The organism is Sphingomonas carotinifaciens (assembly GCF_009789535.1).
GTDB lineage: Bacteria > Pseudomonadota > Alphaproteobacteria > Sphingomonadales > Sphingomonadaceae > Sphingomonas > Sphingomonas carotinifaciens.
Map to the genome: position 1 here is coordinate 1453087 of NZ_WSUT01000005.1, position 23208 is coordinate 1476294.

Consider the following 23208-nt stretch of genomic DNA (forward strand, 5'->3'; position numbering starts at 1 on the left):
GCCCAGCGCGGTGAGTCGCAATTCGCTCGCACGGCGCGAGGCAATCGCTATATGGGGGCTTTGCTGTCCCCCATAAGGTGTCGTCGTGTTCAAAGGCCTTAGCCCCATCCTGTATAACGGCCGCGAAGTCTGGCCGATCGTCGAAGGGGGCAAAGGTGTGGCCGCGACGAACCACGCATCCGCCGGCGCCTGGGCCGCCGCGGGCGGCATCGGCACGGTTTCTGCCGTAAATGCAGATAGTTACGACGCCGAAGGCAAGATCATCCCGCAGGTGTACCGCGCGCTGACCCGGCGCGAGCGGCACGAGGAACTGATCGAATACGCGATCGAGGGCGCGGTGCAGCAGGTCAAGCGCGCCTGGGACATTGCCGGCGGCAACGGCGCGATCAACATCAACGTGCTGTGGGAAATGGGCGGCGCGCAGCGCGTGTTGCAGGGTGTGCTGGAGCGGACAAAGGGGCTGGTCGCGGGTGTCACCTGCGGTGCGGGCATGCCGTACAAGCTGTCCGAGATCGCCGCCGAGCATCAGGTCAGCTATCTGCCGATCGTGTCCTCTGGCCGGGCGTTCCGCGCGCTGTGGAAGCGCGCCTATTCCAAGGCGGCCGAGTGGCTGGCGGGCGTGGTCTATGAGGACCCCTGGCTGGCGGGCGGGCATAACGGCCTGTCCAACGCCGAAAATCCGTTGAAGCCGGAAGATCCCTATCCCCGCGTCAAGGCGCTGCGCGAGACGATGCGCGAGGGCGGCATTTCGGACGAGGTGCCGATCGTGATGGCCGGCGGCGTCTGGTACCTGCGCGACTGGAACGACTGGATCGACAATCCCGAGCTGGGGCGCATCGCCTTCCAGTTCGGCACCCGCCCGCTGCTGACCCGCGAAAGCCCGATCCCCGAGGCGTGGAAGGCGCGGCTGATGACGATCGAGGAGGGCGACGTGCTGCTCCACCGGTTCAGCCCGACCGGTTTCTATTCGTCGGCGGTGCGCAATCCCTTCCTGCGCAACCTGGAAGCGCGGTCGGACCGGCAGATCGCCTTTTCCACGCAGGAAGCGGGCGACCATGTCTTTCAGCTCGACGTGGGCGTGAAGGGCAAGAATTTCTGGGTGACGCGCAACGACCTGCTGCGCGCGCGCGAATGGTTCGGGCATGGCTTCACCACCGCGCTGAAGACGCCGGACAATACGCTGGTCTTCGTCACGCCCGAGGAAACCAAGGAAATCCGCAAGGATCAGGCGGACTGCATGGGCTGCCTGTCGCAGTGCCTGTTTTCGAGCTGGGCGGACACCGAGACGAATTCGACCGGGCGACTGGCCGATCCGCGCAGCTTCTGCATCCAGAAGACGTTGCAGGAGATCGCGCATGGCGGGGATGTGGAGAGCAACCTGATGTTTGCCGGCCATGCCGCGTATAACTTCAAACGCGATCCCTTCTATTCCAACGGCTTCGTGCCGTCGGTGAAGCAACTGGTCGATCGCATCCTGACCGGCGACTGATCGGTCGGGCCGCATACTGGGCATCGGGGCCGAAATCGCCTATTCTTCGTTGTAGGATGCGAAGGAGCATGATGCGATGATCGTCGGTCTCGTGGTGATGGCGTTGCAGGCGGCGAGCCCGGCCGCCGACGGCGTGCCGCCGGTCGTGGCGCCGGGCATTCGCAAGGTCTATTTCTCGCGCGGGGTGGGCGAACTCCACCCCAATCAGCGCCCGGTGCTGGACGCGATGACGCCGGAAGGCGCCGCGTGGACCGAGGGCACGACGCTGGTCTGCATGCCGCTGGAAACGCGCGACGAGGAAGGGCGACAGGTCGCCTGGAACCGTTTCCGGTCCGTGCGCAACGTGCTCCAGACCGGTGGCATCGATCAGGTGGAAATGGCGGTGGCGGGGGAGGGATGCGCGATGCCGCCCGAAACCGACATGCGCTATGCCGGTTTTGCCGCGGTCGCGATCGAACCGTTTGCACAAGGCACCGCGCGCCGCCCCGATCGGCCTCAGACCGACATCGCGCCGTTCACGGATCGCCGGTCGCGCTGGTGATACGGACTACCCCGATCGCCGGGGTTGCCCTAACCATTCGTTAACGTCTGTATCGGCATCGCCGGGTTCGGTGGTGCGAAGGGGCGGGAACATGATGCGGTGGATCGGGATGGGCCTGTGCGGCGCGCTGGCGGCCTGTGGCGGTGGGCGGCACGCACCCGTGCGCCCGGCGGTGACGCCGGTCGTGACCTCGCAGGAGGAACCCGCCTGGCGCAGCACGATCAGCCCCGGCGATGCCCTGCGGCTGGAAGGACTGCCGGCACGGTGGGCGGCGGCACAGGCCGGGCTGGAGCGACGCGGCCGGGCGACGGTGGCCAGCGAGGGCGACCTGTTGCGCGGCGATGCGGCATTGGACCATGCCGCCCTGCCACCCGGATCGTACAAATGCCGGTTGCTGGTGATGAGCGGGCGGGTGGTGCGGAGTTTTCCGGCATTCTTCTGCTATGTCGGCAGCGAGGATGGCGAGCGGCTGAGCTTCACCAAGCAGACGGGAAGCGCGTTGCCGGGCGGGTGGCTCTATCCCGATGGCACGAAGCGCTATGTGTTCATGGGGGCGCGCCAGAAACAGGCGGGCGACGGATCGCTCGGCTATGGCGAGGATCCGGAACGCGACCTGTTCGGCGTGGTCGAGCGGATCGGGCCGTTTCGCTGGCGGCTGGTGCTGCCGGGCGAGGACCTGCAGGTCTATGAGCTGACGCCGGTGCCGGTCGAGCAGCAGGCGAAATAAGAGGCCCGACGTCAGCAGTTCTTATCGAGCACTCTCATTCCAATCCGTTCGTGTCGCGTAGTTCCAAAGGAGCGTATCGGGACATCGCTGCCATGGGCGGCAACATGCCTCTCGATACACCATCTCGATACGCGGCCTTGCCGCTACCCGGTGGCTACTCGACACGAACGGTTGGTCGGGTCAGGCTGACGCCATTCCGTTTAGTCCGCGACGGTGCCGATCACGGCGCCCGCGGCACCACCGGCGGCGGCACCCTTTTCCACGCTGTTACCCGTGGCGGCGGCGACGCCCGCACCACCGGCGCCACCGATCGCAGCGCCGCGCAGCGTCGAGCAGGCGGACATGGAGAGGGCGGACGCGGCAAGCGCCACGCAAAGCGCGACTTTCTTCATGGTTGGAAGCTCCTGTTGCGGTAAATTGCAACAGGCCAATGCAGCAGGGCCGCGATCGGTTCCGATCAGTTAATTGATCTGGATCAAAACTTTGTTCAGGCCCAGCCGTCGAGAACCTGATCGGGCGGGCGATGGCCGTCGGCCCACATGCGGATATTGGCGATCACCTTTTCGCCCGACGCGACGCGCCCTTCGAGGGTGGCCGAACCCATGTGCGGGATCATCACCACATTGGGCAGCGCCAGCAGGCGCGGGTCGATCCGCGGTTCATGGCGCCACACGTCCAGCCCGGCCCCGGCAAGGCGACCGCCCTCCAGCGCATCGACCATCGCCTCCTCGTCGACGATGCCGCCGCGGCTGGCGTTGATGAGATAGACATGGGGCCGCATCAGGCCGATGCGGCGACGATCGATCAGGTCGCGGCTGTCGGCATTGAGGGGCGTGTGGATGGTGACGATGTCGGCGATCGCCAGCATCTCGTCGAGATCGGGGTGCCAGGTGGCGCCCAGTTCGTCCTCGATGCTGCGCGGCAGGCGGCGGCGATTATGGTAATGGATCGACAGGCCGAAGGCGCGGGCACGGCGCGCGACCGCCTGGCCGATGCGGCCCATGCCGACGATGCCCAGCGCCTTGCCGCCGATGCGGTGGCCGAGCATGCCGCCGGGGCTCCACCCCTTCCACTCGCCCGAGCGGACCAGCTTCTCGCCCTCCGCCAGCCGGCGGGGGACCGAGACGATCAGCGCCATGGTCATGTCCGCGGTATCCTCGGTCAGGACGCCGGGGGTGTTGGTGACGATGATGTCGCGCGCGCGGGCGGCGGCAAGGTCGATATGGTTCACGCCTGCGCCGAAATTGGCGATCAGGCGCAGGCGCGGGCCGGCGCGGGCGATCAGGTCGGCATCGATCACGTCCGTGACGGTGGGGACCAGCACGTCGCACTCGGCGACGGCGGCGACCAGCTCGTCCGTGGTCATCCGGGCGTCGCCGCGGCTCAGCCTGGCATCGAACAGCGCGGTCATCCGGTCGGCCACCGCATCGGGCAGTTCGCGGGTGACGATGACCCGGGGATGGGGGCAGCGGCGCGTGTCGGACATGACGCCGGATTGAGCCATGCGCCCGCCAACGTCAACGGTGGTTGATGGAGCCGGGCGGCTCGGCGTAGAGCGCGGATAGACGAACTGGGGGCTGGTTGACGATGCGCAGGTGGATCGCGGGTGCCGTGGCGGCACTGGTGTTGGCGGGGGTGATGCCGGACCATGCCGGGGCGGCCGATGCCCCGGGCAAGCGGGCGCTGCCCTATTATGCCTCGATCGGGGCGGGGCAGGCGCGGATGCGCACCGGGCCGGCGCGCAGCTATCCGGCCAGCTGGCTGTACCAGCGCGTCGACCTGCCGGTGAAGGTGGTGGCGGTGTTCAAGGAATGGCGCCGCGTGCAGGACCCGGACGGTACCGAGGGCTGGATGCTGGCCGCGCTGCTGCGCGATACCCGCACCGCGATCGTGCGCGGAACGGAGCCGGCGCCGATGTATGCCCGGCCGAGCGACGGCGCCAGCATCGCGTGGCGCGCGGCGCCGGGCGTGGTCGGGCGGCTGAGCGCGTGCGGCGGCGGCTGGTGCCGGTTCGACGTGAAGGGGCAGGCGGGCTATGTCACCGTCGACCGGCTCTGGGGTGTGGAGCCGGGCGAGCGCCTGCCCTGAGGCGGGGCTAGAGGCGCTCCACCGCCATCGCCGTCGCCTCGCCGCCGCCGATGCACAAGGATGCGACGCCGCGGCGTGCGCCGCGCGTCTCCAGCGCCGACAACAGGGTCGCCAGCACGCGGGCGCCGCTGGCCCCGATCGGATGGCCCAGCGCGCAGGCGCCGCCATGCACGTTCAGCCGCTCATGACCCAGGTCCAGGTCGCGCATCGCGATCATCGCGACGCAGGCGAACGCCTCGTTCACCTCGTACAGGTCGACATCGCCTGCCTGCCAGCCGGCCTTGCCCAGCGCCTTGCGCATCGCGAAGACGGGCGCGGTGGTGAAGCGCGCGGGCGCATGGGCGTGCGCGGCGTGCGAGACGACGCGGGCGATCGGCGTCAGGCCAAGGCGCTCGGCGACGCTCATCCGGGTCATGACCAGTGCCGCGGCACCGTCCGAGATCGAGGACGCGTTGGCCGCGGTGATCGTGCCGTCGCGCGAAAAGGCGGGCTTCAGCGTCGGGATGCGCGCGATATCGCCGCGCGCGGGCTGCTCGTCGAGGGTGACCTGCGTGTCGCCCTTGCGGCCGCGCACGGTGACGGGCACGATCTCGCGGTCGAAGGCGCCGCTCTTCTGCGCGGCCTGGGCCCGTTCCAGCGAGGCGATCGCGAAGCGGTCCTGCGCCTCGCGCGTGAACTGATATTCCGCCGCGGTATCCTCGGCGAAGCTGCCCATCAGGCGGCCGGGCTCATAGGCATCCTCCAGCCCGTCGAGGTACATGTGGTCGTACATCGTGTCGTGACCGATGCGCGCGCCGCCGCGATGCTTTTTCGACAGATAGGGCGCGTTGGTCATGCTCTCCATGCCGCCCGCGACGATCAGGTCGGCCGATCCGGCAGCCAACCCCTCCGCCGCCATGATCGCGGCCTGCATGCCCGATCCGCACATCTTGTTGAGGGTCGTCGCCTCGACATGGGTGCCAAGGCCGGCGCCGATCGCCGCCTGGCGGGCGGGCGCCTGCCCGAGGCCGGCAGGAAGCACGCAGCCCATCAGGATCCGCTCCACCGCGTCGGCCGCAACACCCGCGCGCCCGACCGCGCCGGCGACGGCGGCGGCTCCGAGCTCCGTCGCGGTGGCGCCTGCCAGGGAACCCTGGAACGAGCCCATGGGCGTGCGGGCATAGGACAGGATCACGACGGGATCGGTGGACATGCTTCTCTCCAGAGGACTCTATTTTTTCGGGAGCGACATAGGGCGCCAAGGGGCCGGGGGATAGAGGCGGTCGATCCCGCGTTGTGGAACCTCGCTTTAGCAGAGGGATGCCGGCGCGATCATGGAAACGTTGATGACCACGCTGAAATGGGCGGCGGCCTTGTCGGGCATCTTGGCCGCTTTCATGGTGTCGCTGGATTTCGGGCGACGGGTGACGGGATGGGGATTCGTGATCTTTACCGCGTCGTCGATCTGCTGGATCAGCGGGGCGATCCTGTCGCAGGATTGGGCGCTGGGCACGCAGAATGTGGTGCTGTTCGGAATCAACCTGCTGGGGGTGTATCGGTATCTATGGCGGATGGTCGGTGACTGAGGCAGCCATCGCGCTCGGCCTGTTGGGCGCGATCCTTGGCAGTTTCATCGCGGCGCTGGTGATCCGGTGGCCCGAGGGACGATCGATCGCCACCGGGCGCTCCGCCTGCGACGGATGCGGCGTGACGCTGCGTGCGCGCGAGCTGGTGCCGATCGTCAGCGCCTGTATCCAGCGTGGCCGGTGTCGCCGCTGCGGCGCGGCGATCGATCCGGTTCATTGGCGGATCGAGGGGCTGGGGTTGGCGATCGGCCTGTCCGCCGGCTGGGTGGCCGGTTGGCCGGGCATGGCGGGGGCGGCGTTCGGATGGCTGTTGCTGGCGCTCGGCGCGCTGGACCTGCGCGCCTTCTGGTTGCCCGACCGGCTGACCGGGCCGCTGGCGGTGCTCGGGCTGATCGCCGGCCTGCCGGCGCTTGCCGACCGGATCATCGGCGGGGTGGCGGGCTTCGGCGCGTTGTGGGCGATCGCCTTTGCCTATCGGCACCTGCGTGGGCGCGAGGGGCTGGGCGGCGGCGACCCCAAGCTGCTGGGGGCGATCGGATTGTGGCTGGGGTGGCGGATGTTGCCCCCGGTCCTGCTGGCGGCGAGCCTGTTGGGGCTGGCCGTCGTGCTGATCCGGATGCTGCGCGGACACACGGTGCGGGCAAGCGATGCGGTGCCGCTGGGCGTGCTGCTTGCCGCGGCGGCTTACCCGGCCTGGCTGCTGATGGTAGGAGGGGGCCCATGATCGCGATCCTTGCCGCCGCTTTCGCCCCGTTCGCCGAGCCCACGCTGGGCACGCTGCCGGCACAGGCGCTGCCCAGCACCGGCTGTGCCGCCTATCTGTGGAGCCCGTCCGACCGCCGCTTCGTCGGCATGGCCGAGCCGGGGCGGCTGCGCATCGTGCTGGACGGCAAGCCGGTCGATCTGGCCGCCGCCAGTGCGACGGGCATGGCAGGCCTGGGGCTGGCCGCGACCACGGTGTACCGGACCGGTAGCACGACCGCGACGCTGGACCTGACGGTGCAGCCGCGCGCCGACCTGACCGGTGGTGCGCTGGTGTCCGCCGCGACGCTGCGCCTGGAGCGCGAGGGGCAGGACGGACTGGTCGCGCCGCTGGCCGGGCTGGTCGGCTGTGCCGCCGATAGGGCCGGATCGTGACCGAGTGAAACCAACACAGACCCGAAACGTTACGGGTCGAGGCGGGGTTCAAACCGAACACGGGTCCCCCGCAGCGGAAAGGGGACTTCGTTCGCGTGGCAGTACTTCATGGCCGGCAATATTGGTTGGCGTTCGCTCTGGCGGCCGTGTCTCCCGCCTCGGCGCAGATCGCTCAGCCCGGTAGTGCGCCCGCGCAAGGCCCCGATGCACCGCGCGCCGATGATCAGGAAGCGGACCCCCAGGGGAACGCGCCGATCGTTCCGGAATCCGAATTCGATGCCGCGCTGCCGCCGCTGAGCGGCGACATCAATGCGCCGCTGGAGCCGATGATCCAGAATGCTCCGGCGCAGCCCGCCGCCTCCGGCACGGCGACCCGCCCGACCACGCAGCCCCTGCCGCCGGCGAACGGTGCCACGGTGCCGCAGGTGGGCGACACGCTGGGCGCGCCCACCCCCGAGGATCCGGTACTGGCGCAGCCGCTGGAGCCGCTCGCGACCTTTGACACCACCCCGCTGCAGACCGCCGCCGATGTGAAGGACGCCGACCAGCCCGATATCCGCTACGAAACCGCGGTCCGCGGGCTGGAACCGCTGAACCTGGAGGACGAGTTCAAGTCGCTGTCGGCGCTGCGCGAAGGCGGTGGCAAGGCGGCGAATGCCACGCAGGTATCGGCGCGTGCCCGCGAGGACGAGCAACTGGCGATCCGCCTGATGCGCAGCCTGGGCTATTATGACGCGACCGCGATCTCGACGGTGGAGCAGGTGCCGGGCGAGGATGGCAAGCCCGGCCGCCTGCGCGCGGTGGTCACCGCGACTCCGGGGCGGCTGTATCGCCTGTCTTCGGTGACGATCAACGCCGAGCCGGTCACGCCGCCGGACCTGATCCGCAGCAACCTGCCGCTGAAGGTGGGCGACCCGATCGAGGCGGCGCGCATCCAGGGCGCGGAAGCCAATGTCAGCCTAGTCCTGCCGCAGCGGGGCTATCCCTTCGCCAAGGTCGGCGAGCGCGACATCTTGCTGGAAGACCAGAGCCCCGAGCCGACCGGTGCCTACACCCTGCCGGTGGAAACCGGGCCGCGATCGTCGTTCGGCCAGTTGACGACCAGCGGCGACCCGGTCTTCGATCTGGAGCATCTGAACGTCTTTCCGCGCTTCAAGCAGGGTGAGCTGTACGATTCGCGTCTGACCGACGACCTGCGCGAGGCCTTGATCGCCACCAGCCTGTTCCGCTCGGTTTCCGTCCAGCCACAGCGGACCGGCCGGATGAACCCGGACGGGACCGAGCAGATCGACCTGATGGTGAACCAGACCAAGGGGCCGGACCGGTCGCTGGGCGGCTCGGCCGGGTATCAGGTCGGGCAGGGCATCCGCGTCGAGGGGACGTGGACGCATCGCAACCTCTTCCCACAGGAGGGCGCGCTGATCGCCAGCGTCGTCGCCGGTACGCAGGAGCAGGGTGCAAGCGGCACGTTCCGCCGTTCCAACGCCGGACGCCGCGACCGGACCTTTACCGCCGTCGCCTCCGCCAGCCGGCTGAATTACGATGCGTTCGACGCCTTTATCGGCACGCTGTCGGCACGGTGGAGCTATGACTCGACCCCGATCTGGCAGAAGCCGTTCACCTACAGCTACGGCGTCGAGCTGACCGGCACCAACGAGAGCGTGTATGATTTCGCCCGCGGCGAGCGGCGGCGTGGCACCTATGGCATCGCGGCCCTGCCCGGACAGGTGGTGTGGGATCGGTCCGACAGCCTGTTGAACCCGGCCAAGGGCTTCCGCCTGAAGCTGAACCTCAGCCCGGAAACGTCGGTACGCGGCGCGGTGCGCCCCTATGGCCGCAGCATGGTGGAAGGCACCTTCTACTACCCCGCGACCAGCAGCATCGTGATCGCCGGACGCGCGCGCGCCGGATCGATCTTCGGCATCGACCGGGACGATCTGGCGCCGTCGCGGCGTTATTATGGCGGCGGCGGCGGATCGGTGCGCGGTTACGGCTTCCAGCGGCTCGGGCCGCTCGATCCGGACGGCAATCCGGTCGGCGGGCGCTCCTTGAACGAATTCGCGCTGGAGGCGCGCTACCGCTTCGGCAATTTCGGCATCGTGCCCTTTATCGATGCCGGCAACAGCTATGAAAGCACGCTGCCCTCCTTCTCCGACCTGCGCTTCGGCGCAGGCATCGGCGGGCGCTTCTATACCAATTTCGGGCCGATGCGCGTCGACGTGGCGACCCCGCTGAACAAGCGACCGGGAGACGGCAGAATCGCGCTCTATATCTCGATCGGGCAGGCCTTCTGATGACGGACGAACGGACCATGGCCGAGCCGCAGCCGGACAACGCGCATCAGGCGCCGGTGCCTGCCAAGCGCCCCTTGTGGCAGCGCGTGCTGAAATGGATCGGCATCGCCATCCTGTCGATCGTCGCCCTGCTGGCGATCATCGTGTTCGGGATCAACACCGATCCCGGCCGACGCTTCGTGGCGGACCAGTTGGGCGGGTACACGACCGCATCCGGGCTGAACATCAAGGTCGGGCGGATCGACGGGTCGCTTTATGGCCGCATGACGCTGTCCGACCTGAGGGTCAGCGATCCCAAGGGCGTGTTCCTGTCCAGCCCGCGGCTGGAGGTGGACTGGCGCCCCTTTGCCTTTGCGAACAACCATGTCGATGTGCGCAGCCTGTCGGCCGGGCTCGTCACGCTGGCGCGCCAGCCCGAGCTGAAGCCGACGCCGAGCGACCCCAATGCGCCGCTGCTGCCCGATCTCGACATCGACGTGAACCGTTTGCGGATCGCGCGCTTCGTGATCGAGCCGGCGGTGACCGGCCAGCGCCATGTGCTGGGCATCGACAGCGCGGTCCATATCGCGGACCGCCGCGCACAGATCCAGGCATCCGCCAACGCGCTGCGCGGGCAGGGCGTCGCGGGCGGCGACTCGCTGCGCCTGATGCTGGATGCGGTACCCGATCAGGACAAGCTGAGCGTCGATGTGAAGCTGTCCGCGCCGGTGGGCGGCGTGGTGGCGTCGATGGCCTCGCTGAAGGCGCCGCTGAACGTGTCGGTGGACGGCGCGGGCGGCTGGAAGGCGTGGAACGGGCGCGCGCTGGCGACGCTGGGCGGGGGTGAACTCGCCAATCTGCGGGTTGCAGCGCGCGACGGGCATATCGAGGTTCGCGGACAGACGCGGCCCGGCCTGTATCTGGAAGGGCCGGTCGAACGGCTGACCGCGCCTGCATTGCAGGTGGCGATCGATACCACGTTGAACGAGCGGCGGGCCGATACCCGCGCCAAGCTGCGCTCCGATGCCCTGGTGGTGGATGCGGGCGGTCTGATCGATCTGGCGAACAGCCGCTTCGGCAACTTCGCGGTCGATGCCAGGCTGCTGACGCCGGGTGCGATCGCGCCGAACCTGACCGGGCGGGACGTGCTGGCCCGCGTGGTCCTCGACGGTGCGTTCGCGACGCCGACCGTGGATTACAAGGTCCGCGCAGGTGCCATCGGCTTTGGCGAGACCAGTGTCGAGAATTTGTACGCCGAAGGTCTGGCACGGGTGAACAGCGACCGCATCCTGGTGCCGGTCAAGGCGCGTGCGAAGCGCGTCGCCGGGCTGAACGCCGCGGTGGGCGGGCTGGCCAACAACGTCGCCATCCAGGGCGACTTCGCGATCGCGATGCCCAACATCCTGTCGGACAATCTGCGCATCCGCTCCGACAATATCGATGCGACCGCGGTGATCGTCGCGAACATGGAGACGGGCCGCTACACCGGTGCGCTGAAGGGGCGGGTAAACAACTACCGCGTGGAGAGCATCGGCATCATCAACCTGTCGACCGATGCCAATCTGGTGGCGACGCCGACGGGCTTCGGCGTGACCGGCCGGGTGGTGGCGCGTACCTCGCAGATCTTCAACGAAGGGGCACGCAGCTTCCTGGGCGGCAATGCGGCGATCCGCGCCGATGTCGGGTACAGCCCGGAAGGCATCGTCACCTTCCGCAATCTCCGGATGAACGCGCCGCAATTCCGCATCACGCAGGGGCAGGGGCGCTACGATCCGGCCTCCGGCGCGGTGGCGGTGAATGCCGATGCCTATTCCACCCAATATGGCCCGCTGTTCGCGCGGGTGACGGGATCGCAGACCAATCCGGTGGTGGTGCTGCGCGCGCCGCGGCCGGGCGTCGGCGTGGGTCTGGTCGACCTCAACGCGCGGGTCGTGGGGCAGGGCGGTGCTTATGCGGTGAACGCCACCGGCGGCACCAATTACGGCCCGTTCACCGCGGACGTGCTGGTGCGGCCCGGCAATCAACTGGCGGTCGACGTGCGCCGCGTGCTGTTCGCGGGGATCACCGCCAATGGCCGCATCGTGCAGAGCCCGCGCGGGCCCTTTGCGGGCGGGCTGCAATTCGCCGGTCAGGGCATCTCCGGTCAGGTGCGTCTCGCCGATCAGGGCGGCAACCAGCGCGCCGACGTGAACGCGCGCGCCTATAATGCGCGCGTGCCCGGCATGGTCGATTTCACCATCGGCCGCGCGCTGGCCAATGCCAGCATCGTCATGCTGCCCTCCGCCCCGCAGGTCGTGGCCGATGTGCAGCTCGGCGATACGCGCTACGGCCCGACGGTGATCGAGGCGGCGCGGGCCAAGGTGAACTATACCGGCGGGCGCGGCACGGCGCAGGCGCTGCTGACCGGATCGAGCGGCGTGCCGTTCCGCGTGGCGGCCAATGCGCAGCTTTCGCCGAACCAGTATCTGGTGGCGTTGCAGGGGCTGGCGAACGGAATCAATTTCCGCACCGCCAATCCGGCCCGCATCACCAATGCGAACGGTACCTATCGCCTGGCGCCGACGCAGATCACGTTCGACCAGGGATCGGCGCGTCTTGCCGGCTCCTATGGCGCGGCAACCCAGGCGCAGGTGCGGCTGGACCGGATGAACCTGGCGGTGCTCAGCGCCTTCATGCCCAATCTGGGCATCTCCGGGCAGGCGACCGGCAGCCTGGACTATGCGCAGGCGAGCGGGGCGACCTTCCCGACCGCCGACGCACGACTGACGATCAGCGGCTTCCAGCGCACCGGCCTTGCGGCGGTGTCGGAGCCGGTGGACGTGGTGTTCGCCGGTCGCCTGCTGGCCGATGGTGGCGAGGCGCGGGCGCTGGTGCGTCGCGGGCAGACCGTGGTGGGCCGCATGCTCGCCAATCTCCGCCCGCTGCCGCCGGGTGCCGGATCATGGACGGAGCGGCTGATGTCCGCGCCGCTGTCCGGCGGTATCCGCTATAATGGTCCGTCTGCCGTTTTGTTCTCGTTCGCGGCGCTGCCCGAGCAGCAACTGACCGGGCCGATCGCCATCGCGGCGGATTTCTCCGGTCGGGTGTCGGCACCGCAGTTGAACGGCCTGATCCGCGCCGACAACCTTACCTACGACAACGAAACCTATGGCACGCGCCTGTCGCAGATGCAGTTGCAGGCACGCTTCTCCAACGACCGGCTGGAGATCACCCGGATGCAGGCGCGCGCCGGCGACGGCACCGTGCAGGCGCAAGGGACGGTCGGGTTGGCAGCGGACAGCGGCTATCCGGTCGATATCCGCGCGCAGCTGAACAATGCCCGGCTGGCGAACAGCGATGCGCTGGCGGCCACCACCAGCGGCACGATCCGGCTGACCCACGGGCGCGACGGCGGGCTGATCCAGGGCGACCTGACCGTGCCCAACGCACGGTATCAGATCATCCGCCAGGGGCAGGCCGAGGTGCCCGAACTGACCGGCATCCGCCGCCGCTCCGAACTGCGCCCCGGTCGTCCCACCGATCGGCCCGCACCCGCTCCCGCCGGCCTGTTCAAACTCGACATCCGCGTCCGCGCCGACAACCAGCTGTTCGTCTCGGGCATGGGCCTCGAGTCCGAATGGGAAATGGACCTGCGCGTGGGCGGCACCAGCGCGGCGCCGACGATCTCTGGCGGGCTGGACCTGGTGCGCGGTACCTACTCGTTCGCCGGCAAGCGGTTCGACGTGAACCGCGGCATCGTCCGCTTCCGCGGCGGTGCGCTGACCGATCCGGACATCAACATCCAGGCGACGACCACGACCGATGGCATCACCGCGGTCATCAACGTGACGGGCACCGGCCAGCGGCCGCAGATCGCCTTCACCTCGACACCCGCATTGCCGCAGGACGAGGTGCTGAGCCGTCTGTTGTTCGGAACCAACCCCGAGAACCTGTCGGCGACCGAGGCGATCCAGCTGGCCTCCGCGCTCAACTCGCTGCGTGGTTCGGGCGGCGGGCTGAATCCGCTGGGCAAGCTGCGCTCGGCCACCGGCTTCGACCGGCTGCGGGTGCTGGGCGGCGATGAGGCGACCGGTCGCGGCACCAGCCTGGCGGCGGGCAAATATCTGACCGACGATATCTATATCGAGATCGTCACCGATGCCCGTGGCTTCACCGCGACACAGTTGGAGATCGCGTTGACCCGGACGCTGAGCCTGTTGACCGCCACCGGCTCGTTCGGTGGGTCGAGCGGGGCTCTTCGCTACTCGCGCGATTACTGACGCTAAGGGGGGTGACGATGGGCGGCCGCCGGGACCATGCGGGTCCGGCGGCCGTTCCATGTCGGATTGCAACGGGTTGAGCCGGGGCGCCATGGCTGACTAAGGTGGAGGATGACCCCAGACACGCTTGCCGCCGAAGCCACCGCGATCCTGTCCGATCTGATCGCGATCGACACCACCTCGCGCGAGTCGAACCTCGCGTTGATCGACTATGTGGAGGATCGGCTGGCGCCGCTCGGCGTGACGGGACGGCGGGTCGGCAACGCCGATGGCTCAAAGGCGAATTACTATGCCACGCTGGGGCCCGTCGTGGAGGGCGGGGTCGTGCTGTCGGGGCATAGCGATGTGGTGCCGGTCGACGGCCAGCCATGGACGAGCGACCCCTGGGTGCTGACGCAGCGGGGCGACCGCCTGTTCGGGCGGGGTACGTGCGACATGAAGGGATATCTGGCGCTGGCGCTGGCCACCGCACCGCTCGCCATGCGGCGCGATTTGCAACGCCCGGTGCATTTGGCCTTTTCCTATGACGAGGAGGTGGGGTGCCTGGGGGCGCCGGCGATGATCGGGGAGATCGCGCGGACGCTGCCCCGACCGGCGGCGGTGGTGGTGGGGGAGCCGACGAACATGGAGGTGGTCGCCGGGCACAAGGGGATCGCGACGTGGGTGGTGGCCGTCACCGGTCATGAGGCGCATTCGAGCCTGACTCACCTGGGAATTTCGGCGAACATGGTGGCGGTGCGCCTGATGCAGCGGCTGGCGGATCTGGCGGAGCGACTGGCGACCCAGGGCGATCCTGACGGACCATTTTGTCCCCATCATGCCACCCTGACCATCGGACAGGTGGAGGGGGGAACGGCGGTCAACATCCTGGCGCGCGAATGTCGCTTCGCCTTCGATCTGCGCACGATACCGGGGCAGGATCCGGAGGCGATCCTGGCGCCCTTCCTGCGAGCCTGCGCGGAGGCAGACGCGTCGCTGCGCGCGCGCTTTCCAGGGGCAGGCGTGGAGGTGGTGCGCCGATCCCTGACGCCGAGCTTCGCGCCCGAGCAGAACGGCGCCGCCGAGACGCTGGCACGCCGCTTGGCAGGCGATAACGGACCGGTGCGGGCGGTACCCTATGCCGCGGAGGCGGGGCAGTTCCAGCAGGCGGGATTTTCAACGATCATCTGCGGCCCGGGCTCGATCGAGCAGGCGCATCAGCCGGACGAATATATCGAGATCGATCAGATGCAGCGAGGCGCGGCGTTCATGCTGCGCCTGATCGACGCGCTGCGCGCCTGACACCAATAGCGCCGGGCGGCATGCAGGTGGCCCGGTGCACCATGCCCCCGCACCGCGAGCGCATGTTCACCGGACCGGGTACCGCTTACCAGGGGCGGATGTTCTCGCCGTGGATCAGCGCCAGAATGAACTTCAGCATTTTGCTTTCTCCTCATTGGCACCCCCGGAAGAGGTGCCCCTATCTATTAAGAGAAAATTAACCACCCTACAACGCAGTTAAGAACCCATTAACCATCTTTGTTGCGGGCGTTTAATGCGGAATTCGGGTGGGATCCTTAACCCAATCTTCAAGGCGCGACGCGTAGCGGTGGAGGCGTGAAGCGCAGCCCGTCCTCCCTGTCCCGGCTCGATCCGGCGTCGATCCCGCTCGAAGATCAGGGGGAAATCGGCTTTCCCCCTGTCGGAGCGGGCAAGCGATTCCAGTTCCTGATCCTGGTCGAGATCGTTAACTTCGCCATTTTGCGCCGCCATGTCGGACGCCAGCGGTGCGATGTCCTGATGGCCGATGTCGCCGAACGGGCGTTGCTGGCGATCGATGGCGCCCAGGTGCGTGTGCTGGGGCCGGCGCAAGTGGAGATCGTCGCGTTCGGCGCGGACCGCGACGTGCTGGCCGCCATGCTGGACGTGCTGACCGCGCTGTTCGATTCGCCCGTGGACATCGATGGCGAGCAATATGCGCTGGATGTGGCACTGGGAGCCACCGCAGCCTCCATGCCGCACCATGACGATGTGCGGATGATCGAGGAGGCCGAGCAGGCGCTGGCCGATGCCCGAATCGAGCGGCGCCCGGTGGAGCGCGACCTGCCGGTGGAAACGGCGCGGATCGACCGGATCGCCCTAGCGCGCGACCTGCATGTCGCCATCGGCCGGTCGGACGAATTGTTTCTGCAATATCAGCCCAAGGTTCATGTCCGGCGCCAGCAGATCGCCAGTGTCGAGGCATTGATCCGGTGGCGGCATCCGACGCGCGGTCTGGTGCTGCCGGGCGACTTCATTCCCATTGCCGAAGACTCGCGCGACATCGTCGCTCTGACGCTGTGGACGCTGCGCCAGGTCATCACCGATCAAAAAACGATGGCGGCACGCGGCTATGACGTGCCGGTCTTCATCAATATCGCGGGCGTGTTGCTGAGCGATACGCGCTTCGTAGCCGAAGCCTGCACCCTGGTGCAGCATGGCGGCGCGAAGATCGGATTCGAGATCACCGAAACCTCGGTGATCCGCGATCCGGAAAGCGCGATCGCCAATCTGAAGATCTTTGCCGAGATCGGCATCGATGTCGCGATCGACGATTACGGCGCGGGGCTGTCGTCGCTGGCCTATCTGAAGCAGTTGCCGGCGTGCGAGTTGAAGATCGACAAGCTGTTCGTCACGCAACTGACCAGTTCCAACCGCGATCCGCTGATCGTGCGGTCGACCATCGATCTGGCGCATGCGCTGGAGATGGAGGTGGTGGCCGAGGGCGTGGAGACGCAGGCGGCACTTGCGTTGCTGACCGTGATGGGGTGCGACATGGTGCAGGGGTTCCTGATCAGTCGCCCGATCGGATTGGATGCCTTGCTGCAATTCTTCGACGAGGGGCGGCATCTTGCGGCCACATCCGAAGCGCGTGTGCCATTTGCCCGCTTTTCCGGGGTGCAGCGTGGCTAAGTTCTTGAAGGCACTGCTGACGGCAGTGCTTTTGAGCATTTCGGTTTCCGTGTCGGCTCAACCTGCTGCGCAAGCCGCGTTCGACGCAGCCGTCGCCGATGCCAAAGATGCCATGCTGCGCAATCCGCAGATCACCATCGCAAGCGCGGATCAGGCAGAGGCATTGATCGGGCAGCTTTCCACCCCCGTTGCCAGAAACGTCGCAACCGCGACTGCTTACTGGTTGAAGGGGGAGGCCTATATGCGCCTTGGCCAGCTCAACAAGGCGGAGTCGTTGATAAACGACGCATATGCATTGACCGATGCCTATGCCCCGACCTCGAAACTACACGCAGACGTGATGTTGTCCAAAGGGGGGATAGATGCGGCAAAGCTTCGTGTCGCTCAGGCGCTTCGCTCCTATCAGGCGGCATTTCGTATATACCGGAAGCTCGATAACGGGCGTAGTCAAGCACTGACGCTCGTTCTGATGGCGGCATTGTACAGTGACGCGAAAGATTACCAGAATGCGATAAAATATCTCACACAGGCGCGCCAGGACTACAAGGCCGACGATTCCTTGACGATCGCGGTATTCAACAACATGGCGGTTATTTGGGATGAGATGGGCAGGCATGACAAGGCAAAGGCTCCGCTCAACGACGCTCTAGCTGCCGCAACACGGATCGACAGTCCTATTCTGCAGGGGCAAATCCTTCGGAATCTGGCGCGCAACAGGCTCAAGGTGCATCAGATTGCCGCTGCCAATCGTGCAATCCAGCAGGCACGTACGGTGCTCCCCAATCCGGACGACACCGATCGGCGGTCGTTGCTCAGCGTGTCGGCGCAGGCGGCGTTGCAGCAGGGGGACGTAGCGCGGGCCGGGCAACTGATCGGGGAGAGTTTCGCGGGCGTCGACCTGAGCAGGACCACGATCGTGCAGCGCGAGGCGCATCAGACGGCGTTCGAGACCTATCGCGCGCTGGGGGAGGCGGAGCGGGCGCTGGCGCATCTGGTGGCACTGAAGCGGCTGGACGACGAGGCGACGAAGCTGGCGACGACGACGAGCACGGCGCTGATGGGCGCGCGGTTCGACTTCGCGAACCAGGAACTCCGCATCGCCACGCTGAAGGCCAACGACCTTCAGCGCAAGGTCCTGTTCGAGCGGGCACAGGCGCGGACGCAGCGATGGATCTTGATCGGCACGGTGGCGGCGACCGCGATCATCATCGCGCTGCTCGGCATCTGGCTGTTCACCCTGCAACGCAGCCGCAATGCGATCCGGGCGGCCAACGACGACCTGGCGGAGACGAACGCGGCGCTGGGCAAGGCGCTGGCCGCCAAGACCGAGTTCCTGGCGACCACCAGCCATGAAATCCGCACGCCCCTGAACGGCATATTGGGCATGACCGAGGTGATGCTGACCGACCGTGGCCTGTCGGCCGACCTGCGCGATCGGCTGGGGGTGGTGCATGGGGCGGGGATCACGATGCGCGCGCTGGTGGACGATATCCTGGACGTGGCGAAGATGGAGACGGGGCGGCTGACGATCGAGCAGGCGCCGTACGATCTGGAAGCGACGATCCGCGATGCCAGCCGGTTGTGGGAAGAACAGGCGGCGGCCAAGGGTTTGTCCTTCGCGCTGGCGCTGGGCGAATGTCCGCGCTGGGTGCAGGGCGATGCCGCGCGCGTCCGCCAGATCGTGTTCAACCTGCTGTCCAATGCGATGAAGTTCACCCAGGCGGGATCGGTCGGCCTGTCCGGCTGGTGCGAAGGGGAGATGCTCCACATCCGGGTGCGCGATACCGGCATCGGCATCCCGCCCGACAAGCTGGAGGATATCTTCGAATCGTTCCGGCAGGCGGATGCCAGCACGACGCGGCGGTTCGGTGGCACCGGCCTGGGACTGGCCATCTGCCGCAATCTGGCGCGGGCGATGGGGGGCGATGTCGCGGTGGCGAGTCGGGTCGGCGAAGGCGCCGATTTCACGCTGACCCTGCCGCTGGTGCGCGCCGCGGCGCCGGATGCGGTGGAAATTCCGGATGAGCGCGTGCTGCTGGTGGTCGATCGCAACCCCATCCAGCGCGCGATGTGGCGCAGCCTGTTCGCGGCGCACGGCGCGGTCGCCTTTGCCGCATCGGCGGAGGACGCGGCGACGCGGATGGCGCAGGGCCATGTCGCCGCCGTGCTGGTAGACGAGGCCAGCGTGCGCGACGAAGGCGCGGTGGAGGCGATCGCGGCCGCCGCGCGGGGCGGACCGCCCGTGGCCCTGTTGTGGCCGGCCCCCGATCCCGAGCGGATCGCCGCCTGGAAAGCGGCTGGCATAACGCAGGTGATAGCAAAGCCGGTGGCCGGCGCCGCGGTGGTCGCCGCGTTGTTCGGTCCGTCGCGTCACGGTGAGCAAGTGCTTGTCTCGCAAGCGGCTTAGCGACTACAGCCGGACCATGAACAGCCGCCACGACCCGCTGCCGGCAGGAGCCTGACGAGCGCCATGAACGTGCTCTTCATCGAGGATGACCGCATGAACCGGCGCGTGGTTCGCGACATGCTGGATGTAGCTGGGGCGAGCATGACCGAGGCGGAGGATGCCGAGCGCGGACTGGCCCTGATCGATGCGCAGGATTTCCAGGTGGTGCTGATCGACCTGCGCATGCCCGGCATGGACGGGATCACCGCGATCCGCCACATCCGCGCACGCGGCGACGCGCGCGGGCAGGTGCCGATCATCGTCGTCACCGCCGACACCGCGATCGACCTGCGCGCGCGCTGCATCGATGCGGGCGCGGACGAGGTGATCTTCAAGCCGGTGGCGATGGATCAGTTGTTCGACGCGATGGGCCGTATCCTGGCGCGCGACGCGGGCGGGATGATCCTCTGACGCCTCAGCCGGGGGGCTTGAGCGCCTGGGCGAGCGAGGTGGTGGCGCTGCCGCGGCGGGCGGGCAGCGGTTGCGAGGGATCGGGCGCCCAGCCGGTCAGGAAGACGATCCCGAACCGCTCCACGGTGCGGCCATTGTCGCCGGCATCCGCGGCAAAGGCGGCGGCAGTGGCGGCGAGCGCGGTGCGGGTGATCGCGCGCCGGTCGGCCAGCACGTTGGACGCCGCCATGCCCCGCAGATCGTCCATCAGGCGGCCGATGTCGCGGTAGCCGACATCGAGCGTCTCGATATCGGCGACGGGCAACGCAAAGCCGGCGCGCATCAGCAGGTCGCCGGCGGATCGCACATCGACCTGGGGGTGGAGGCGAGCGACGGGACGCTCCGCCTCACCGGCGCGCAGGGCGGCGCGCAGGCGGGGCAGGCTGCCCGCGCCGGTGAAGGCGCCGAGGAACAGTCCGTCGGGGCGTAGCACGCGGCGGATCAGGGTGAGTGCGCCGGGCAGGTCGTCCAGCTGGTCGAGGACGCCGGCGCTGACCACCAGATCGAAGGAGGCGTCGGCAAAGGGCAGGTGATCCTCGTCCGCCTGCACGCCGCGGGCGGCGCGGGCAAAGGCGAAGCCGGGATCGACGCGAACGACGCGAGCGCCGGGCGGGGCCGCAAAGCCGGCATCGAAACAGCCGAGATCGAGAACCGCCTCGAAAGACCGCTTTACCGAGCCCAAGCGCTCGGCGATGCCGTCGAGCATGGCGGCGCGCAGAAAGTCGTATTCGGCGAAATGGGATGCGGCGCGGTCGCGGCGGCGGCGGCGCGCCGCGCGGTCGAAGATGGCAGGAGCGTTCACGCGCCGGCTTGTGCGCCGATCCGGGCTCAACGACAAGCATCGGCATGGGGTGGTGGGGCAAGACGTGGCGGCGAACGGGTGCGCTGGTGGTAAGCTGGGCGCTGCCGCCGCGCTGTCCGGCATGCGGGGTGGTGGTGGAGGCGGATCACCGGCTGTGCACCGCCTGTTGGTCCGGCCTGCGGTTTCTGGGCGCGCCGGCCTGTGCGGGATGCGACCGGCCGTTTTCGCATGATCGGGGCGCGGGGGCGCGGTGCGCGTCATGCATCGCCCGGCCGCCGCGGCTGGCGGGGGTGCGCGCGGTGGTGGCCTATGGGCCGGTGTCGCGGATGTTGCCGGTCAAGCTGAAGCATGGCGGGCGGATCGGGCTGGCCGAGACGATGGCGCGGTTGATGCTGGCGCGGATGCCGGCGGGGGCGGAGGTGCTGATCCCGGTGCCGCTGCATCGCTGGCGGCTATGGTCGCGCGGGTTCAACCAGGCGGCGCTGTTGGGGCAGGCGTTATCGCGGTTGACCGGGGTGGCGCACGAATCTGGTGTCCTGGTGCGGTGGCGGCGCACGCCCCTGCTGCGCGGACTGGGCGGCAAGGCACGCGCGCGGGTGACGCGCGGCGCCTTCTGCGTGGTGGAGCGCGCGGCGGTGGCCGGGCGGCGGGTGGTGCTGATCGACGATGTTTATACGACCGGAGCGACCGCGGATGCGTGCGCCCGCGCGCTGCTGGCGGCGGGCGCGGCGTCGGTGACGCTGTTGTGCTGGGCACGCGTGCTGGCAGAGGATGATTGACAAGCCCGGCCGGCATCCACACCTGTTCGTGCATGGCAAAGGTCGAAATCTACACCAAGGCGTTCTGTCCCTATTGCACGCGCGCCAAGTCGCTGCTCGCCTCCAAGGGCGTCAGCCCCGAGGAGTTCGACATCACGATGGGCGGCCCGCGGCGCGCGGAGATGATCCAGCGCGCGAACGGGCGCACCACCGTGCCGCAGGTGTTCATCGACGGGCGGCATATCGGCGGCTCGGACGATCTGGCGGCGCTGGACCGGCAGGGAGGACTGGACCCGCTGCTGGCGGCATGAGGGTCGGTGTCCTCCAGATGACGAGCGGGATCGATCCCGCCGTCAACGCGCGCACCGTGGCCGAGGCGGTGGCGGCGAGCCGGGTCGAGGGCGCCGCGATGGTGTTCACGCCGGAAATGTCGGGGGCGCTTGACCGCGATCGGGGGCGGGCCGCCGCGGCGATCGTGGCGGAGGATGAGGATCGGGTGCTGGCCGCGACGCGCGAGGCGGCGGCGAAGCACGGCGTCTGGGTGCATCTGGGATCGCTGGCGGTGCGGCGCGAGGATGGCCGCTATGCCAATCGCGGCTTCGTAATCGACGGCAGCGGTGCGGTGCGCGCGCGGTACGACAAGATGCATCTGTTCGACGTCGACCTGCCGACCGGGGAAAGCTGGCGCGAATCGGCGAGCTATGCCGGGGGCGAGGCGGCGGTTGCGGTCGATACGCCGGTCGGGCGGCTGGGGCTGGCCATCTGTTACGACCTGCGGTTTCCGGCGCTGTTCGCGGGGCTGGCGGAAGCGGGGGCGACGGTGATGAGCGTGCCCGCCGCCTTTACCCGGCCGACCGGGGCGGCGCACTGGCATGTCCTGCTCCGGGCGCGGGCGATCGAGGCGGGGGTGCATGTCGTGGCGGCGGCACAGGCCGGGCTGCACGAGGATGGCCGCGCGACCTATGGCCATTCGCTGCTGGTCGATCCCTGGGGCGAGGTGTTGCTCGATCTGGGCGAGGCGGCGGGACTGGGCTTTGCCGAGATCGACGCGGCGCGCACGGCCGAGGTGCGCGCACGCGTACCGGCCCTGTCGCATCGACGCGCGATTCCGCCGGTGCAGGTCGTGCCGGCATGATCGTGTTCGACCTGCGCTGCGGCGGCGGCCATGTCTTCGAGGCGTGGTTCGGATCGTCGGCGGATTATGCCGCGCAGCGCGAGGCGGGGCAGGTGCGCTGCCCCATGTGCGACGATGCGACGATCGAAAAGGCGGTGATGGCCCCGCAGATCGCCGCCAAGGGCAACCAGCGCCAGGAGCCGTCCCGGAACCCGCCTTCGCCGGACACGGTGAAGGCGGCGCTGAAGATGCTGGCGGATGCACAGGCCAAGGCGCTGGAATCCTCGACCTGGGTGGGTAGCGCCTTTGCCGAAAAGGCGCGGGCGATCCATGCCGGCGAGGCGGCCGAAACGGTGATCCATGGACAGGCCAGCCTGGCGGAAGCCCGGGCGCTGATTGACGAGGGTGTGCCGATCGCGCCGCTGCCCCTGCCGGTGGCGCCGCCCAAGCAGTTGAACTGATCCGGCGTCGGCCTGTCGGAGCCGCCGGGGCCACTGGACCCGTCGCGATGGCGGTTGTATCAGGACGCGACGTGACTCCGTAGCTCAGTCGGATAGAGCATCAGATTCCTAATCTGGGGGCCACTGGTTCGAATCCAGTCGGGGTCACCACCTTCCTTTCCCATCCA

The 23208-nt window shown here is 68.4% G+C and carries 21 protein-coding genes, 1 tRNA gene and 1 pseudogene; 19 read left to right on the forward strand and 4 right to left on the reverse strand.

The window, feature by feature from the left end; translation table 11 throughout:
• Window positions 1-85 precede the first annotated feature (85 nt).
• The 3 genes from GQR91_RS08880 (at window position 86) to GQR91_RS08890 (ending at window position 2757) form a co-directional block, all read left to right on the forward strand.
• Window positions 86-1489 (forward strand): NAD(P)H-dependent flavin oxidoreductase, encoded by a 1404-nt coding sequence (locus GQR91_RS08880; protein WP_112382208.1) that lies wholly within the window; start codon window positions 86-88, stop codon window positions 1487-1489.
• 76 nt (window positions 1490-1565) lie between these two features.
• Window positions 1566-2030 carry a hypothetical protein gene (locus GQR91_RS08885; RefSeq protein ID WP_149682043.1) on the forward strand — a complete coding sequence of 155 codons (465 nt, stop codon included), beginning with the start codon at window positions 1566-1568 and terminating at the stop codon, window positions 2028-2030.
• A gap of 91 nt (window positions 2031-2121) precedes the next feature.
• Window positions 2122-2757, forward strand: coding sequence for a DUF4893 domain-containing protein (locus GQR91_RS08890; protein ID WP_149682042.1), 636 nt, complete (start codon window positions 2122-2124; stop codon window positions 2755-2757).
• Window positions 2758-2957: 200 nt separating this feature from the next.
• Here the strand turns inward: GQR91_RS08890 and GQR91_RS08895 are convergent, their stop codons facing one another.
• Window positions 2958-3149: a hypothetical protein gene (locus GQR91_RS08895; protein ID WP_112382211.1), complete on the reverse strand. Its 192-nt coding sequence runs from the start codon at window positions 3147-3149 to the stop codon at window positions 2958-2960.
• Window positions 3150-3244: 95 nt separating this feature from the next.
• A complete protein-coding gene (locus tag GQR91_RS08900; RefSeq protein ID WP_149682353.1) occupies window positions 3245-4243 on the reverse strand; it encodes a 2-hydroxyacid dehydrogenase in 999 nt (332 codons plus the stop codon).
• A 101-nt stretch (window positions 4244-4344) separates the two neighbouring features.
• On the opposite strand from GQR91_RS08900, the gene GQR91_RS08905 reads away from it, so the two are divergent.
• The gene (locus tag GQR91_RS08905; protein ID WP_174236624.1) at window positions 4345-4845 is read left to right on the forward strand and encodes an SH3 domain-containing protein; all 501 of its coding nucleotides are present in this window, start codon (window positions 4345-4347) and stop codon (window positions 4843-4845) included.
• Window positions 4846-4852: 7 nt separating this feature from the next.
• Here the strand turns inward: GQR91_RS08905 and GQR91_RS08910 are convergent, their stop codons facing one another.
• Window positions 4853-6037 carry an acetyl-CoA C-acyltransferase gene (locus GQR91_RS08910; RefSeq protein ID WP_149682041.1) on the reverse strand — a complete coding sequence of 395 codons (1185 nt, stop codon included), beginning with the start codon at window positions 6035-6037 and terminating at the stop codon, window positions 4853-4855.
• A gap of 133 nt (window positions 6038-6170) precedes the next feature.
• On the opposite strand from GQR91_RS08910, the gene GQR91_RS08915 reads away from it, so the two are divergent.
• The 10 genes and pseudogenes from GQR91_RS08915 to GQR91_RS08955 all read left to right on the forward strand — a co-directional run bounded on the left by GQR91_RS08915 (window position 6171) and on the right by GQR91_RS08955 (window position 19867).
• Window positions 6171-6410, forward strand: a complete 240-nt coding sequence (locus tag GQR91_RS08915; RefSeq protein WP_249042530.1) for a hypothetical protein — start codon at window positions 6171-6173, stop codon at window positions 6408-6410.
• On the forward strand, window positions 6403-7134 hold the full coding sequence (locus GQR91_RS08920; RefSeq protein WP_235903982.1) for a prepilin peptidase: 732 nt from the start codon (window positions 6403-6405) through the stop codon (window positions 7132-7134). Before GQR91_RS08915 ends, GQR91_RS08920 begins: the two co-directional genes overlap by 8 nt.
• Entirely contained in the window at window positions 7131-7547 is a 417-nt protein-coding gene (locus GQR91_RS08925) for a hypothetical protein (protein ID WP_149682039.1), read from the forward strand. The genes GQR91_RS08920 and GQR91_RS08925 overlap by 4 nt, the downstream gene beginning before the upstream one ends.
• 95 nt (window positions 7548-7642) lie before the next feature.
• Window positions 7643-9841 (forward strand): BamA/TamA family outer membrane protein, encoded by a 2199-nt coding sequence (locus GQR91_RS08930; protein WP_235903981.1) that lies wholly within the window; start codon window positions 7643-7645, stop codon window positions 9839-9841.
• Window positions 9841-14079 carry a translocation/assembly module TamB domain-containing protein gene (locus GQR91_RS08935; protein WP_149682038.1) on the forward strand — a complete coding sequence of 1413 codons (4239 nt, stop codon included), beginning with the start codon at window positions 9841-9843 and terminating at the stop codon, window positions 14077-14079. Before GQR91_RS08930 ends, GQR91_RS08935 begins: the two co-directional genes overlap by 1 nt.
• Window positions 14080-14190: 111 nt before the next feature.
• A complete protein-coding gene (argE, locus tag GQR91_RS08940) occupies window positions 14191-15360 on the forward strand; it encodes an acetylornithine deacetylase (RefSeq protein WP_149682037.1) in 1170 nt (389 codons plus the stop codon).
• A gap of 315 nt (window positions 15361-15675) precedes the next feature.
• Complete coding sequence (locus GQR91_RS08945) at window positions 15676-17010, forward strand: EAL domain-containing protein (protein WP_235903980.1); 1335 nt, start codon at window positions 15676-15678, stop codon at window positions 17008-17010.
• A 340-nt stretch (window positions 17011-17350) separates the two neighbouring features.
• A pseudogene (locus tag GQR91_RS19885) lies at window positions 17351-17659 on the forward strand (tetratricopeptide repeat protein); the annotation flags it as partial.
• Between the two features lie 75 nt (window positions 17660-17734).
• A complete protein-coding gene (locus GQR91_RS08950; protein WP_235904014.1) occupies window positions 17735-19417 on the forward strand; it encodes a sensor histidine kinase in 1683 nt (560 codons plus the stop codon).
• Window positions 19418-19480: 63 nt separating this feature from the next.
• The gene (locus GQR91_RS08955) at window positions 19481-19867 is read left to right on the forward strand and encodes a response regulator (RefSeq protein WP_112382220.1); all 387 of its coding nucleotides are present in this window, start codon (window positions 19481-19483) and stop codon (window positions 19865-19867) included.
• Between the two features lie 4 nt (window positions 19868-19871).
• Here the strand turns inward: GQR91_RS08955 and GQR91_RS08960 are convergent, their stop codons facing one another.
• Window positions 19872-20708, reverse strand: coding sequence for a class I SAM-dependent methyltransferase (locus GQR91_RS08960; RefSeq protein WP_149682035.1), 837 nt, complete (start codon window positions 20706-20708; stop codon window positions 19872-19874).
• A 44-nt stretch (window positions 20709-20752) separates the two neighbouring features.
• Between GQR91_RS08960 and GQR91_RS08965 the strand changes: the two genes are divergently transcribed.
• The 5 genes from GQR91_RS08965 to GQR91_RS08985 all read left to right on the forward strand — a co-directional run bounded on the left by GQR91_RS08965 (window position 20753) and on the right by GQR91_RS08985 (window position 23191).
• Entirely contained in the window at window positions 20753-21487 is a 735-nt protein-coding gene (locus tag GQR91_RS08965; RefSeq protein ID WP_174236621.1) for a ComF family protein, read from the forward strand.
• Window positions 21488-21519: 32 nt separating this feature from the next.
• Window positions 21520-21777: a glutaredoxin 3 gene (gene grxC / locus GQR91_RS08970; RefSeq protein ID WP_112382222.1), complete on the forward strand. Its 258-nt coding sequence runs from the start codon at window positions 21520-21522 to the stop codon at window positions 21775-21777.
• Window positions 21774-22601, forward strand: a complete 828-nt coding sequence (locus GQR91_RS08975) for a carbon-nitrogen hydrolase family protein (protein WP_149682034.1) — start codon at window positions 21774-21776, stop codon at window positions 22599-22601. The genes grxC and GQR91_RS08975 overlap by 4 nt, the downstream gene beginning before the upstream one ends.
• On the forward strand, window positions 22598-23041 hold the full coding sequence (locus tag GQR91_RS08980) for a DUF1178 family protein (RefSeq protein WP_149682033.1): 444 nt from the start codon (window positions 22598-22600) through the stop codon (window positions 23039-23041). Before GQR91_RS08975 ends, GQR91_RS08980 begins: the two co-directional genes overlap by 4 nt.
• Before the next feature lie 73 nt (window positions 23042-23114).
• Window positions 23115-23191: transfer RNA gene (locus GQR91_RS08985), tRNA-Arg, on the forward strand.
• Window positions 23192-23208 lie beyond the last annotated feature (17 nt).

Excerpts from the sequence above, each read along its gene's own strand:
- GQR91_RS08925 (WP_149682039.1), top strand. The coding sequence starts at position 7,131 with ATGATCGCGATCCTTGCCGCCGCTTTCGCCCCGTTCGCCGAGCCCACG.
- GQR91_RS08980 (WP_149682033.1), top strand. The coding sequence starts at position 22,598 with ATGATCGTGTTCGACCTGCGCTGCGGCGGCGGCCATGTCTTCGAGGCG.
- GQR91_RS08915 (WP_249042530.1), top strand. The coding sequence starts at position 6,171 with ATGACCACGCTGAAATGGGCGGCGGCCTTGTCGGGCATCTTGGCCGCT.
- GQR91_RS08935 (WP_149682038.1), top strand. The coding sequence starts at position 9,841 with ATGACGGACGAACGGACCATGGCCGAGCCGCAGCCGGACAACGCGCAT.
- GQR91_RS08965 (WP_174236621.1), top strand. The coding sequence starts at position 20,753 with ATGGGGTGGTGGGGCAAGACGTGGCGGCGAACGGGTGCGCTGGTGGTA.
- GQR91_RS08895 (WP_112382211.1), bottom strand. The coding sequence starts at position 3,149 with ATGAAGAAAGTCGCGCTTTGCGTGGCGCTTGCCGCGTCCGCCCTCTCC.
- GQR91_RS08955 (WP_112382220.1), top strand. The coding sequence starts at position 19,481 with ATGAACGTGCTCTTCATCGAGGATGACCGCATGAACCGGCGCGTGGTT.
- GQR91_RS08890 (WP_149682042.1), top strand. The coding sequence starts at position 2,122 with ATGATGCGGTGGATCGGGATGGGCCTGTGCGGCGCGCTGGCGGCCTGT.
- grxC (WP_112382222.1), top strand. The coding sequence starts at position 21,520 with ATGGCAAAGGTCGAAATCTACACCAAGGCGTTCTGTCCCTATTGCACG.
- GQR91_RS08885 (WP_149682043.1), top strand. The coding sequence starts at position 1,566 with ATGATCGTCGGTCTCGTGGTGATGGCGTTGCAGGCGGCGAGCCCGGCC.
- GQR91_RS08910 (WP_149682041.1), bottom strand. The coding sequence starts at position 6,037 with ATGTCCACCGATCCCGTCGTGATCCTGTCCTATGCCCGCACGCCCATG.
- GQR91_RS08900 (WP_149682353.1), bottom strand. The coding sequence starts at position 4,243 with ATGTCCGACACGCGCCGCTGCCCCCATCCCCGGGTCATCGTCACCCGC.
- GQR91_RS08975 (WP_149682034.1), top strand. The coding sequence starts at position 21,774 with ATGAGGGTCGGTGTCCTCCAGATGACGAGCGGGATCGATCCCGCCGTC.
- GQR91_RS08905 (WP_174236624.1), top strand. The coding sequence starts at position 4,345 with ATGCGCAGGTGGATCGCGGGTGCCGTGGCGGCACTGGTGTTGGCGGGG.
- argE (WP_149682037.1), top strand. The coding sequence starts at position 14,191 with ATGACCCCAGACACGCTTGCCGCCGAAGCCACCGCGATCCTGTCCGAT.